The organism is Pseudomonas fluorescens group sp. PF-69 (genome assembly GCF_054481235.1).
This window is the reverse complement of record NZ_JBTMNC010000001.1, coordinates 2239263-2253536: the sequence shown is the minus strand read 5'-3', so window position 1 is coordinate 2253536 and position 14274 is coordinate 2239263. Positions and strand designations below refer to the sequence as shown.

General features: G+C 56.0%; 9 protein-coding genes. All 9 read right to left on the bottom strand.

What is annotated here, in order from left to right; all coding sequences use genetic code 11:
• Positions 1–29: 29 nt before the first annotated feature.
• Positions 30–2135 carry an elongation factor G gene (gene fusA, locus ACX3YF_RS10320; protein ID WP_046815908.1) on the bottom strand — a complete coding sequence of 702 codons (2106 nt, stop codon included), beginning with the start codon at positions 2133–2135 and terminating at the stop codon, positions 30–32.
• A 30-nt stretch (positions 2136–2165) separates the two neighbouring features.
• Positions 2166–2636 carry a 30S ribosomal protein S7 gene (gene rpsG / locus ACX3YF_RS10315; RefSeq protein WP_002555493.1) on the bottom strand — a complete coding sequence of 157 codons (471 nt, stop codon included), beginning with the start codon at positions 2634–2636 and terminating at the stop codon, positions 2166–2168.
• Between the two features lie 119 nt (positions 2637–2755).
• Positions 2756–3127 carry a 30S ribosomal protein S12 gene (rpsL, locus tag ACX3YF_RS10310; RefSeq protein ID WP_003186084.1) on the bottom strand — a complete coding sequence of 124 codons (372 nt, stop codon included), beginning with the start codon at positions 3125–3127 and terminating at the stop codon, positions 2756–2758.
• A gap of 216 nt (positions 3128–3343) precedes the next feature.
• Positions 3344–7543, bottom strand: a complete 4200-nt coding sequence (gene rpoC / locus ACX3YF_RS10305) for a DNA-directed RNA polymerase subunit beta' (RefSeq protein WP_047534044.1) — start codon at positions 7541–7543, stop codon at positions 3344–3346.
• A gap of 64 nt (positions 7544–7607) precedes the next feature.
• Positions 7608–11681, bottom strand: a complete 4074-nt coding sequence (gene rpoB / locus ACX3YF_RS10300; protein WP_130211429.1) for a DNA-directed RNA polymerase subunit beta — start codon at positions 11679–11681, stop codon at positions 7608–7610.
• Between the two features lie 220 nt (positions 11682–11901).
• Positions 11902–12267 carry a 50S ribosomal protein L7/L12 gene (rplL, locus tag ACX3YF_RS10295; RefSeq protein ID WP_077046802.1) on the bottom strand — a complete coding sequence of 122 codons (366 nt, stop codon included), beginning with the start codon at positions 12265–12267 and terminating at the stop codon, positions 11902–11904.
• Positions 12268–12342: 75 nt separating this feature from the next.
• On the bottom strand, positions 12343–12843 hold the full coding sequence (gene rplJ, locus ACX3YF_RS10290) for a 50S ribosomal protein L10 (protein ID WP_007970413.1): 501 nt from the start codon (positions 12841–12843) through the stop codon (positions 12343–12345).
• A 198-nt stretch (positions 12844–13041) separates the two neighbouring features.
• On the bottom strand, positions 13042–13737 hold the full coding sequence (gene rplA / locus ACX3YF_RS10285; RefSeq protein ID WP_003186095.1) for a 50S ribosomal protein L1: 696 nt from the start codon (positions 13735–13737) through the stop codon (positions 13042–13044).
• A complete protein-coding gene (gene rplK / locus ACX3YF_RS10280; RefSeq protein ID WP_007933726.1) occupies positions 13737–14168 on the bottom strand; it encodes a 50S ribosomal protein L11 in 432 nt (143 codons plus the stop codon). The genes rplA and rplK overlap by 1 nt, the downstream gene beginning before the upstream one ends.
• Between the last annotated feature and the right edge of the window lie 106 nt (positions 14169–14274).

Below are 14274 nucleotides of genomic sequence, written 5' to 3'. Positions count from 1 at the left end.
ACAATTAACTCCTTGCCTAAAGGACTGAATCAGCCTTGTTTTTTGGTAACGGTTTCGACGATGTGCGACGGAGCCGTATTGTATTTTTTGAATTCCATAGAGTAGCTTGCGCGACCCTGGGACATCGAACGAACGTCAGTCGCATAACCGAACATCTCGCCCAACGGAACTTCAGCACGGATAACCTTACCGGAAACCGTATCTTCCATACCCAGAATCATGCCGCGACGACGGTTAAGGTCGCCCATCACGTCACCCATATAGTCTTCAGGCGTAACAACCTCTACCGCCATGATCGGCTCGAGCAACTCACCACCACCCTTCTGGGCCAGTTGCTTGGTCGCCATGGAAGCAGCCACCTTAAACGCCATCTCGTTCGAGTCGACGTCGTGGTAAGAACCATCAAACACGGTAGCCTTCAGGCCGATCAGCGGATAGCCGGCAACAACACCGTTCTTCATCTGCTCTTCGATACCCTTCTGGATAGCCGGGATGTATTCCTTAGGAACCACACCACCCACTACTTCGTTCAGGAATTGCAGACCTTCCTGACCTTCGTCAGCAGGTGCAAAACGGATCCAGCAATGACCGAACTGGCCACGACCGCCGGACTGACGAACGAACTTGCCTTCGATTTCGCAGCTCTTCGTGATGCGCTCACGATAGGAAACCTGAGGCTTACCGATGTTGGCTTCGACGTTGAACTCACGGCGCATCCGGTCAACCAGGATGTCCAGGTGCAGCTCGCCCATGCCAGAGATGATCGTCTGACCAGTCTCTTCATCAGTTTTGACGCGGAAAGACGGGTCTTCCTGAGCAAGCTTGCCCAGAGCGATACCCATTTTTTCCTGGTCATCCTTGGTTTTAGGCTCAACGGCAACCGAAATAACCGGCTCCGGGAAGTCCATACGAACCAGGATGATTGGCTTGTCAGCGTTGCACAAAGTTTCACCGGTGGTGACGTCCTTCATGCCGATCAAGGCCGCGATGTCACCAGCGCGTACTTCCTTGATTTCTTCGCGAGCGTTTGCGTGCATTTGCACCATACGACCCACACGCTCTTTCTTGCCTTTAACCGAGTTGATCACGCCGTCGCCGGAGGCCAACACGCCCGAGTAAACACGGACAAAGGTCAAGGTACCCACGAATGGGTCGGTAGCGATTTTGAACGCCAGAGCCGAGAACGGCTCGTTGTCGTCTGCATGACGCTCCATCTGCTTTTCCTCGTCATCCGGGTCAGTACCCTTGATGGCAGGAATGTCAGTTGGCGCAGGCAGGTAGTCGATAACGGCGTCGAGAACCAGGGGAACGCCCTTGTTCTTGAAGGAAGAACCGCAAACAGCCAGAACGATCTCACCAGCGATGGTACGCTGACGCAGAGCGGCCTTGATTTCCTCGATGGAGAGCTCTTCGCCTTCGAGGTACTTGTTCATCAGCTCTTCGCTGGCTTCGGCCGCAGCCTCAACCATGTTGCTGCGCCACTCTTCAGCCAGCTCCTGCAGTTCAGCAGGGATAGCTTCGCGACGTGGAGTCATGCCCTTGTCAGCATCGTTCCAGTAAACCGCTTCCATGGTCATCAGATCGATCTGACCCTGGAAGTTGTCTTCGGAACCGATAGCCAACTGGATCGGCACCGGAGTGTGACCCAGACGCTGCTTGATCTGAGCGATCACGCGCAGGAAGTTCGCACCGGCACGGTCCATCTTGTTCACGTAAACGATACGTGGAACACCGTACTTGTTGGCTTGACGCCATACGGTTTCGGACTGAGGCTCAACGCCGGAAGTACCACAGAACACAACGACCGCGCCGTCGAGTACACGCAGGGAACGTTCAACTTCAATGGTGAAGTCTACGTGACCCGGGGTGTCAATGACGTTGAAGCGGTATTGGTCTTTGTGCTGCTTAGCAGAACCCTGCCAGAAGGCGGTAATAGCAGCAGAAGTAATGGTAATACCACGCTCCTGCTCCTGCACCATCCAGTCTGTGGTCGCGGCGCCGTCATGCACCTCGCCCATCTTGTGACTTTTGCCAGTGTAAAAAAGGACGCGCTCGGTGGTGGTGGTTTTACCAGCATCCACGTGAGCAACGATACCAATGTTACGGTAGCGATTAATCGGTGTAGTACGAGCCATAAAGCCCTCGCAAAATTAGTGACGCTAAAATTAGAAGCGGTAGTGCGAGAAAGCTTTGTTAGCTTCAGCCATACGGTGCACGTCTTCACGCTTCTTAACTGCAGCACCTTTACCTTCGGCAGCGTCCAGCAGTTCGCCAGCCAAACGCAGAGCCATAGACTTCTCGCCGCGCTTACGGGCGAAGTCTACCAACCAGCGCATTGCCAGAGCGTTACGACGGGACGGACGAACTTCAACCGGAACCTGGTAAGTGGCACCGCCTACACGGCGCGACTTTACTTCGACCAGCGGAGCGATGGCGTCGAGAGCTTTCTCGAAGATTTCCAGGGGGTCGCTGTTCTTGCGTTCTTTAACCTTTTCCAGCGCGCCATAAACGATACGCTCGGCAACGGCTTTCTTACCGCTTTCCATCACGTGGTTCATGAACTTGGCCAGGATTTGGCTTCCGTATTTTGGATCGTCAAGCACTTCGCGCTTGGCTGCTACGCGTCTTCTTGGCATGGATAAGCCCTCAAACGGTCTTCAGGTTCGCTCGGAATCGGTGCCCTTGACGGGACGCCTCCGACCTTACTCTTATCGACTCAGAAAAATAGAAATCAGTTTTTTGCAGCAAGCGACTACTACTTCGGACGCTTGGTACCGTACTTCGAACGACCCTGGTTACGACCTTTAACGCCGGAAGTATCCAAAGAACCGCGTACGGTGTGGTAACGAACACCTGGCAAGTCTTTTACACGACCGCCGCGGATCAGTACCACGCTGTGCTCTTGCAGGTTGTGGCCTTCACCGCCGATGTACGAGGAAACCTCGAAACCGTTGGTCAGACGCACACGGCATACTTTACGCAGTGCCGAGTTAGGTTTTTTCGGCGTAGTGGTGTACACACGGGTGCACACGCCACGACGTTGCGGGCAGTTCTGCAGCGCAGGCACGTCGGATTTCTCGACGATACGCTTACGCGGCTGACGTACCAGCTGGTTGATAGTTGCCATCTACTAGCTCCACTGTTGTCTTGCGACGCTATTGTCTTGCAAGAAAAGCAAAATGGCAGGAACGAGTTCCCGCCAAATTTAGGGGTACAAGAGTCTAAAGAGGATCTTGTCCCCAGTCAAGGCAAGGCCCCGACCTCCCCGCTCATCCAACCTCGACAATTTGTCTCGATTCGATGAACGGAGTGACCAGGGCCTTACGCTCATTTACCGCAGAACTCAGTTACCGCTCGAGTTCAGCGCTTCGGTCAGTGCAGCTTCCACTTCACTGGCGCTTACGCGCAACGGTTTGTCTGCATCACGGCGACGCTTGCGCTCGCTGTGATAAGCCAGACCGGTACCAGCCGGGATCAGACGACCCACGACCACGTTTTCTTTCAGGCCGCGCAGGTAATCGCGCTTGCCGGTTACCGCCGCTTCGGTCAGTACGCGAGTGGTTTCCTGGAAGGAAGCCGCCGAGATGAACGATTCGGTGGACAACGACGCCTTGGTGATACCCAGCAGAACGCGAGTGAACTTGGAGACAAACTTGTCTTCCGCGCTCAGGCGCTCGTTCTCTACCAGTACGTGAGTCAGTTCCATCTGGTCGCCCTTGATGAAACTGGAATCGCCGGATTCAGCGATCTCAACTTTACGCAGCATCTGACGCAGGATGGTCTCGATGTGCTTGTCGTTGATCTTCACGCCTTGCAGACGGTAAACGTCCTGGATCTCGTTAACGATGTACTTGGCGAGCGCACTTACACCCAGCAGACGCAGGATGTCGTGTGGATCGCTCGGGCCGTCGGAGATAACTTCGCCGCGGTTCACTTGTTCGCCTTCGAAGACGTTCAGGTGACGCCACTTCGGAATCAGCTCTTCATACGGATCGCTACCGTCGTTCGGGGTGATAACCAGACGGCGCTTGCCTTTGGTCTCTTTACCGAACGCGATGGTGCCGCTGACTTCAGCCAGAATCGACGCTTCTTTCGGACGACGAGCTTCGAACAAGTCGGCAACACGCGGCAGACCACCGGTGATGTCACGGGTCTTCGAAGTTTCTTGCGGAATACGAGCGATAACATCACCGATCGCAATCTTCGCACCGTCCGCTACACCGACCAGGGCGTTGGCTGGCAGGAAGTACTGAGCGATAACGTCAGTGCCTGGCAGCAACAGATCCTTGCCGTTGTCATCGACCATCTTCACGGCTGGACGGATGTCTTTACCGGCAGCTGGACGATCTTTGGCGTCGAGTACTTCAATGTTGGTCATACCGGTCAATTCGTCAGTCTGACGCTTGATCGTGATGCCTTCTTCCATGCCCACGTAGGTCACGGTACCTTTCATTTCGGTAACGATCGGGTGAGTGTGCGGATCCCACTTGGCCACGATTGCGCCAGCGTCGACCTTGTCACCTTCTTTAACCGAAATCACGGCACCGTATGGCAGCTTGTAACGCTCACGCTCACGACCGAAGTCATCAGCGATAGCCAGCTCGCCAGAACGGGACACAGCAACCAGGTGGCCATCCACTCGCTCAACGTGTTTCAGGTTGTGCAGACGGACGGTACCGCCATTCTTCACCTGAACGCTGTCGGCTGCGGAGGTCCGGCTTGCCGCACCACCGATGTGGAACGTACGCATCGTCAGCTGGGTTCCCGGCTCACCGATGGACTGGGCAGCGATAACGCCAACCGCTTCACCGATGTTCACCTGGTGACCACGAGCCAGGTCACGGCCGTAGCACTTGGCGCAAATGCCATAACGGGTTTCGCAACTGATCGGCGAACGCACGATCACTTCGTCGATGCTGTTCAGCTCGATGAACTCGACCCACTTCTCGTCTACCAGGGTGCCGGCAGGAACGATGACGTCCTCGGTACCTGGCTTGAATACGTCACGGGCGATAACACGACCCAATACGCGCTCACCCAATGGCTCTACAACGTCACCGCCTTCAATGTGCGGAGTCATTACCAGGCCATGTTCGGTGCCGCAATCGATCTCGGTTACAACCAGATCTTGCGCTACGTCTACCAGACGACGAGTCAGGTAACCGGAGTTAGCTGTTTTCAACGCGGTATCCGCAAGCCCCTTACGAGCACCGTGAGTGGAGATGAAGTACTGGAGTACGCTCAAACCTTCACGGAAGTTCGCAGTAATCGGCGTTTCGATGATGGAGCCGTCCGGCTTGGCCATCAGGCCACGCATACCGGCGAGCTGACGGATCTGCGCAGCAGAACCCCGTGCGCCCGAGTCGGCCATCATGTACATCGAGTTGAAGGATTCCTGGTCGACTTCGACGCCATGACGGTCGATGACTTTCTCTTTCGAGAGGTTGGCCATCATCGCCTTGGAAACTTCGTCGTTCGCCTTGGACCAGAGGTCGATCACTTTGTTGTACTTCTCGCCCTGGGTTACCAGGCCGGAGGCGTACTGACTTTCGATCTCTTTCACTTCGTCGGTGGCTGCACCGATGATGCGGGCTTTTTCATCCGGGATAACGAAGTCGTTAACACCGATGGAAACGCCGGAAATGGTCGAGTAGGCAAAACCGGTGTACATCAACTGGTCAGCGAAGATCACGGTCTCTTTCAGACCAACCACGCGGTAGCACTGGTTGATCAGCTTGGAGATCGCCTTTTTCTTCATCGGCAGGTTGACGACGTCGTACGACAGACCTTTTGGCACAACCTGGAACAACAGCGCACGGCCGACAGTGGTGTCGACGATACGGGTGTTGGTCACGCTGCCGCCGTCACGGTCGTTGACGGTTTCGTTGATCCGCACTTTGACCTTGGCGTGCAGAGCGGCTTCGCCGGCACGGAACACACGGTCAACTTCCTGCAGATCCGCGAACACACGACCTTCGCCCTTGGCGTTGATCGCTTCACGAGTCATGTAGTACAGACCCAATACAACGTCCTGCGACGGAACGATGATTGGCTCACCGTTGGCTGGCGACAGAATGTTGTTGGTCGACATCATCAACGCACGCGCTTCCAACTGGGCTTCCAGTGTCAGCGGTACGTGCACGGCCATTTGGTCGCCGTCGAAGTCGGCGTTGTACGCGGCGCAGACCAGAGGGTGCAGCTGGATAGCCTTGCCTTCGATCAGTACCGGTTCAAACGCCTGGATACCCAGACGGTGAAGGGTCGGCGCACGGTTGAGAAGCACTGGGTGTTCGCGAATCACTTCAGCGAGAACGTCCCAAACCTCTGGCAGCTCGCGCTCGACCATCTTCTTGGCGGCTTTGATGGTGGTCGCGAGACCACGCATTTCCAGCTTGCCGAAAATGAACGGCTTGAACAGCTCGAGAGCCATCTTCTTCGGCAGACCGCACTGGTGCAGACGCAGGGTCGGACCTACGGTAATTACCGAACGACCCGAGTAGTCAACACGCTTACCGAGCAAGTTCTGACGGAAACGACCTTGCTTACCCTTGATCATGTCAGCCAGGGATTTCAGAGGACGCTTGTTGGAACCAGTAATGGCGCGGCCACGACGACCGTTGTCGAGCAATGCGTCGACGGCTTCCTGCAACATACGTTTTTCGTTGCGCACGATGATGTCCGGAGCGGACAGATCCAGCAGGCGCTTCAAACGGTTGTTACGGTTGATCACTCGACGATACAGATCGTTGAGGTCGGAAGTCGCGAAACGACCGCCATCCAGCGGGACCAGTGGACGCAGATCTGGCGGCAGAACCGGCAGAACGGTCAGCACCATCCACTCTGGCAGGTTGCCGGAACCCTGGAAGGCTTCCATCAACTTCAGACGCTTGGACAGCTTCTTGATCTTGGTTTCGGAGTTGGTTTGCGGAATTTCTTCACGCAGGCGACCAATCTCGTGCTCCAGGTCGATAGCGTGCAGCAGTTCGCGGACAGCTTCGGCACCCATGCGGGCATCGAAATCGTCGCCGAACTCTTCCAGCGCTTCGAAGTACTGCTCGTCGTTGAGCAGCTGACCTTTTTCAAGGGTGGTCATGCCTGGATCGATAACGACGTAGCTCTCGAAGTAGAGAACGCGCTCGATATCACGCAGGGTCATGTCCATCAGCAAGCCGATACGGGACGGCAGCGACTTCAGGAACCAGATGTGGGCAACCGGCGAAGCCAGTTCGATGTGCGCCATGCGCTCACGACGAACTTTTGCCAGCGCGACTTCAACGCCGCACTTCTCGCAGATCACACCACGGTGTTTCAAGCGCTTGTACTTACCGCACAGGCACTCGTAATCCTTTACCGGGCCAAAGATTTTGGCGCAGAACAGACCGTCACGCTCAGGTTTGAACGTACGGTAGTTGATGGTTTCCGGCTTTTTAACTTCACCGAACGACCACGAACGGATCATCTCAGGCGATGCCAATCCGATACGGATGGCGTCGAACTCTTCGACTTGACCCTGGTTTTTCAGCAAATTCAGTAGGTCTTTCAAGGCCTTTCCTCCTGGCGGAGCAGAGAGCGGGCAATCCAGCCCCGCTCTCGATTCGCGTCACGTGTTATTCGGTTTCCAGATCGATATCGATGCCGAGGGAACGAATTTCCTTGATCAACACGTTGAAGGACTCGGGCATGCCCGGCTCCATACGGTGATCGCCGTCCACGATGTTTTTGTACATCTTGGTCCGGCCGTTCACATCGTCCGACTTCACTGTGAGCATTTCTTGCAGAGTGTATGCAGCACCGTATGCTTCCAGTGCCCAGACCTCCATCTCCCCGAAACGCTGACCACCGAACTGCGCCTTACCACCCAGCGGTTGCTGGGTAACCAGGCTGTACGAACCGGTAGAACGAGCGTGCATCTTGTCGTCTACCAAGTGGTTCAGCTTCAGCATGTACATGTAGCCAACGGTAACCGGGCGCTCGAACTTGTTGCCGGTACGGCCATCGGTCAGCTGCATCTGGCCGCTTTCTGGCAGGTCTGCCAGTTTCAGCATGGCCTTGATCTCGCTTTCCTTGGCACCGTCGAACACCGGAGTGGCCATCGGTACGCCGCCGCGCAGGTTTTGAGCCAGATCCAGAATTTCCTGGTCCGAGAAGTCATCGAGGCTTTCCTGACGACCGCCGATCTCGTTGTAGATCTCGTGCAGGAATTTACGCAGCTCGGCAACTTTACGCTGCTCTTCAATCATGCGGTTGATCTTCTCGCCCAGACCTTTGGCCGCGAGGCCCAGGTGGGTTTCAAGGATCTGACCAACGTTCATACGCGAAGGTACGCCCAACGGGTTGAGGACGACGTCGACCGGGGTGCCATTGGCATCGTGCGGCATGTCTTCAACCGGCATGATCACGGAGACCACACCCTTGTTACCGTGACGACCGGCCATCTTGTCGCCCGGTTGGATGCGACGACGGATTGCCAGGTAAACCTTGACGATTTTCAGCACGCCTGGAGCCAGGTCATCACCTTGCTGCAGTTTGCGCTTCTTGTCTTCGAACTTGTCATCCAGCAGACGACGACGATCAACGATGTAGGCCTGGGCCTTTTCGAGCTGCTCGTTCAGAGCATCTTCAGCCATGCGCAGTTTGAACCACTGGCCGTGCTCAAGACCGTCGAGTACTTCGTCGGTGATGTCCTGGCCTTTCTTCAGGCCGGCGCCGCCTTCGGCTTTGTGGCCGACCAGAGCGGAGCGCAGACGTTCGAAAGTAGCGCCTTCGACGATACGGAACTCTTCGTTGAGGTCCTTGCGGATCTCGTCCAGCTGGGACTTCTCGATCGACAGGGCACGAGCATCACGCTCAACGCCGTCGCGGGTGAAGACCTGTACGTCGATGACAGTACCCTTGGTACCGGTAGGTACACGCAGGGAGGTGTCTTTAACGTCGCTGGCTTTTTCACCGAAGATCGCGCGCAGCAGCTTCTCTTCCGGAGTCAACTGGGTCTCGCCTTTCGGAGTGACCTTACCAACCAGGATGTCGCCAGCGCCTACTTCAGCACCTACGTAAACGATACCGGCTTCGTCCAGCTTGTTCAGTGCAGCCTCACCCACGTTCGGGATGTCCGCAGTGATTTCCTCTGGGCCAAGCTTGGTGTCACGGGCCACACAGGTCAGTTCCTGGATGTGGATCGTGGTGAAACGGTCTTCCTGAACAACACGCTCGGACAGGCAGATGGAGTCTTCGAAGTTGAAGCCGTTCCATGCCATGAACGCGATGCGCATGTTCTGACCCAGTGCCAGTTCACCCATATCGGTGGACGGACCATCGGCCATGATGTCGCTACGCTGAACCCGATCACCTTTACGCACCAGCGGACGCTGGTTGATGCAGGTGTTCTGGTTGGAGCGGGTGTATTTGGTCAGGTTGTAGATGTCGACACCGGCTTCACCGGTTTCAACTTCGTCATCGGCAACACGAACCACGATACGGCTGGCATCGACGGAGTCGATCACGCCGCCACGACGAGCCACGACGCAAACGCCGGAGTCACGAGCTACGTTACGCTCCATACCGGTACCGACCAGCGGCTTGTCAGCACGCAGGGTTGGTACGGCTTGACGCTGCATGTTCGAACCCATCAACGCACGGTTGGCGTCGTCGTGCTCGAGGAACGGGATCAGCGACGCTGCAACCGAAACTACCTGCTTCGGCGATACGTCCATCAAGGTGACGTCTTCAGGCGCCTTGACGGTGAACTCGTTCAGGTGACGAACAGCTACCAGCTCGTCGATCAGGACTTTCTTGTCGTTCATCGTGGCCGAAGCCTGAGCGATCACGTGATCAGCTTCTTCGATGGCGGACAGGAACACGATCTCGTCGGTGACCAGAGCGTCTTTCACCACGCGGTACGGGCTCTCGAGGAAGCCGTACTGGTTGGTGCGCGCATAGGCAGCCAGGGAGTTGATCAGACCGATGTTCGGACCTTCCGGCGTTTCGATCGGGCAAACACGACCGTAGTGCGTCGGGTGTACGTCTCGAACTTCGAAGCCGGCACGCTCACGAGTCAGACCGCCAGGGCCGAGTGCAGAAACACGACGCTTGTGGGTGATCTCGGACAGCGGGTTGTTCTGGTCCATGAACTGGGACAGCTGGCTGGAACCGAAGAACTCTTTCACCGCCGCCGCTACCGGCTTGGCGTTGATCAGGTCTTGCGGCATCAGGCCTTCGCTTTCAGCCATCGACAGACGCTCTTTGACCGCACGCTCAACACGCACCAGGCCAACGCGGAACTGGTTCTCGGCCATTTCGCCTACGCAGCGAACACGACGGTTACCCAGGTGGTCGATGTCATCGACGATGCCTTTACCGTTACGGATGTCGACCAGAGTCTTCAGTACCGCGACGATGTCTTCCTTGCACAGCACGCCCGAACCTTCGATTTCGGTACGACCGATACGACGGTTGAACTTCATCCGGCCGACCGCAGACAGGTCATAGCGCTCAGGGCTGAAGAACAGGTTGTTGAACAGGGTTTCGGCAGCGTCTTTGGTTGGCGGCTCGCCAGGACGCATCATGCGATAGATCTCGACCAGCGCTTCCAGTTGGTTGCTGGTGGAGTCGATCTTCAGCGTGTCGGAGACGAACGGACCGCAGTCGATATCGTTGGTGTACAGAGTTTCGATGCGAACAACGCCGGCCTTGGCGATTTTCGCCAGGATCTCGGTGTTCAGCTCGGTGTTGCACTCTGCCAGGATTTCGCCGGTTGCCGGATGCACGATGACCTTGGCGGTGGTGCGACCCAGGACGTAGTCCAGAGGCACTTCCAGCTCTTTGATCCCTGCTTTTTCCAGCTGGTTGATGTGACGAGCGGTGATACGACGACCTTGCTCGACAATAACCTTGCCTTTGTCATCCTGGATATCCAGAACTGCGATTTCACCGCGCAGGCGCTGAGGCACCAGCTCCAGGCTCAGGCTCTCGCCTTTCACGTGGAATACGTTGGTGGTGTAGAACGCGTCCAGCACTTCTTCGGTGGTATAGCCGAGCGCGCGCAGCAGTACCGATGCAGGCAGCTTGCGACGACGGTCGATACGCACGAATACGCAGTCTTTCGGGTCGAACTCGAAGTCCAGCCACGAACCGCGGTAAGGAATGATGCGCGCGGAGTACAGCAGTTTACCGGAGCTGTGCGTCTTGCCACGGTCGTGGTCGAAGAACACGCCCGGGGAACGGTGCAGCTGGGAAACGATTACACGCTCGGTACCGTTGATTACGAAGGTACCGTTCTCAGTCATCAGGGGGATTTCACCCATGTAGACTTCTTGCTCTTTGATGTCCTTGATCGCTTTATTCGACGACTCTTTGTCGAAAATGATCAGGCGCACTTTTACCCGCAAAGGTACGGCGTAAGTTACACCGCGCAATACGCATTCTTTGACATCAAATGCCGGTTCGCCCAGGCGATAACCGACGTACTCCAGCGCAGCATTGCCGGAGTAGCTGATGATCGGGAAAACGGATTTGAAGGCCGCATGCAGGCCCACGTCGCGGAACTGATCTTTAGTCGCTCCCGCTTGCAAGAATTCACGATACGAATCCAGCTGGATGGCCAGGAGGTACGGCACATCCATGACGTCCGGCAACTTGCTAAAGTCCTTGCGGATACGTTTTTTCTCAGTATATGAGTAAGCCATCAGCGTTCCCCAGCTTGGTCACCTGCTTGTTTGGCCCCTCCCGACGGGAGCAGCCAGAAAATCGTGCAAACCCCATGGTTTGCGCCACCGCATCGGGTGGTTACAGCTCGTTATCAGCGCCGACCGAGCCGGCTGCCAATAACGGAAAAAGGCCGGTGGCAAGAGCCACCAGCCATCAGCCTGTCGCTTAACGCTCGGGCTGGAAACGCAAAGTCGATGCTTACTTCAGCTCGACTTTAGCGCCTGCTTCTTCCAGAGCTGCTTTGGCTTTGTCAGCTGCGTCTTTGGCAACGCCTTCCAGAACCATCGCAGGAGCACCGTCAACTACAGCCTTGGCTTCTTTCAGGCCCAGACCGGTCAGTTCACGTACAGCCTTGATCACGTTAACTTTCTTCTCGCCAGCTTCGGTCAGCATGACGTTGAATTCAGTTTGTTCTTCAACAACGGCAGCGGCAGCAGCTGGACCAGCCGATGCAGCAGCAGCGGTAACACCGAATTTTTCTTCGAAAGCTTTGATCAGCTCAACAACTTCCATTACGGACATGTTGCCAACTGCTTCAAGGATATCGTTCTGAGAGATAGACATGAATCTAATTCCTGATATTGGGGACGGCCTACGCGACCATCGAAAAAAACAAAAAACGCGAGAAGTTGACGAGCCTTAGGCTGCAGCAGCTTCTTTCTGGTCGCGAATTGCCGCCAGAGTACGAGCCAATTTGCTGGTTGCGCCTTGAATCACGCTCATCAGCTGAGAAATTGCTTCGTCACGGGTCGGCAGAGTTGCCAGTACGTCGATTTGGTTAGCTGCGAGGAACTTGCCCTCGAACGCAGCTGCCTTGATCTCGAACTTGTCCTGACCCTTTGCGAACTCTTTGAAAATCCGGGCAGCAGCGCCTGGATGTTCTTTGGAGAATGCAATCAGGGTAGGGCCGGTGAACACGTCGTTAAGGACACTGAATTCAGTGTCAGCAACAGCGCGCTTGAGCAGGGTGTTACGTACAACACGTACGTAAACGCCAGCTTCACGAGCCTCTTTACGGAGTCCGGTCATCGCGCCTACTGTTACGCCACGGGCATCAGCCACGACAGCGGACAGAGCGACTTTGGCAGCCTCGTTGACTTCAGCGACGATGGCCTTCTTGTCTTCGAGTTTAATTGCCACGGGTTTAACTCCTGCTTGTTACCGTTTCATCTGGTCGAAACCGGATGTCGTTTTGGTGTCTGATTCGGTAAGGAACCGGGAGCACCATCTGCGTAGGCTTGTGGTTTAAGACTTTCGTCGCCTACGGTCTTGGATAGCCCCCGCCAGGCAGGGACCCCAATTTTTCAACTGGCGCAAATACTTGCGCCAATTTTTGTCTTACGCGTCCAGCGAGCTCTGGTCGATGACCAGACCTGGGCCCATGGTGGTGCTCAGGGTTACGCGCTTAACGTAAATGCCTTTCGAGGAAGCTGGCTTGATACGCTTCAGATCAGCGATCAGGGCTTCAACGTTTTCCTTCAGCTTGACGGCGTCGAAGCCGATCTTGCCAACGGAAGTGTGGATGATGCCGTTTTTGTCGGTGCGATAACGAACCTGACCAGCCTTGGCGTTTTTAACCGCGGTGGCTACGTCTGGAGTTACGGTGCCGACTTTAGGGTTAGGCATCAGACCACGTGGACCGAGGATCTGACCCAGTTGACCTACTACGCGCATGGCATCCGGGGATGCGATCACTACGTCGTAGTTCAGGTCGCCGCCTTTCATTTCGGCAGCCAGATCATCCATACCTACGCGGTCAGCGCCGGCAGCCAGAGCAGCTTCAGCAGCTGGACCCTGGGTGAACACAGCAACGCGAACGGTCTTGCCAGTGCCGTGTGGCAGCACAGTAGCGCTACGAACGACCTGGTCGGATTTACGTGGGTCAACGCCCAGGTTTACAGCAACGTCGAACGACTCGCTGAACTTGACAGTCGACAGCTCGGCCAGCAGTGCAGCGGCGTCTACAAAGTTGTAGGCCTTGCCTGCTTCGATTTTGCCGGCGATAGCCTTTTGACGCTTGGTCAGCTTAGCCATTACACACCCTCCACGTTAAGGCCCATGCTACGAGCAGAACCGGCGATAGTACGCACGGCTGCTTCCATATCAGCTGCAGTCAGATCCGCGTTTTTGGTTTTCGCGATTTCTTCCAGCTGAGCACGGGTAACGGTGCCAACCTTAACGGTGTTCGGACGAGCGGAACCGCTGGTCAGACCGGCCGCCTTCTTCAGCAGAACCGAAGCAGGGGTGGATTTGGTTTCGAACGTGAAGCTACGGTCGCTATAGACAGTGATGATCACTGGAGTCGGCAGACCTGGCTCAAGCCCCTGAGTACGGGCGTTGAAAGCCTTGCAGAATTCCATGATGTTCACGCCGTGCTGACCCAGAGCAGGACCAACAGGTGGGCTTGGGTTAGCCTGAGCGGCCTTCACTTGCAGCTTGATGTAAGCGGTAATCTTCTTGGCCATGAGGCACTCCAATTACGGGTTCAAACGCCTCGAAAGGCTCCCCGGTTACTTGCGCGTTTATCCCAGTGACGACAAAACCCCACAGCCTAGGGCTGCGGGGTTGGGA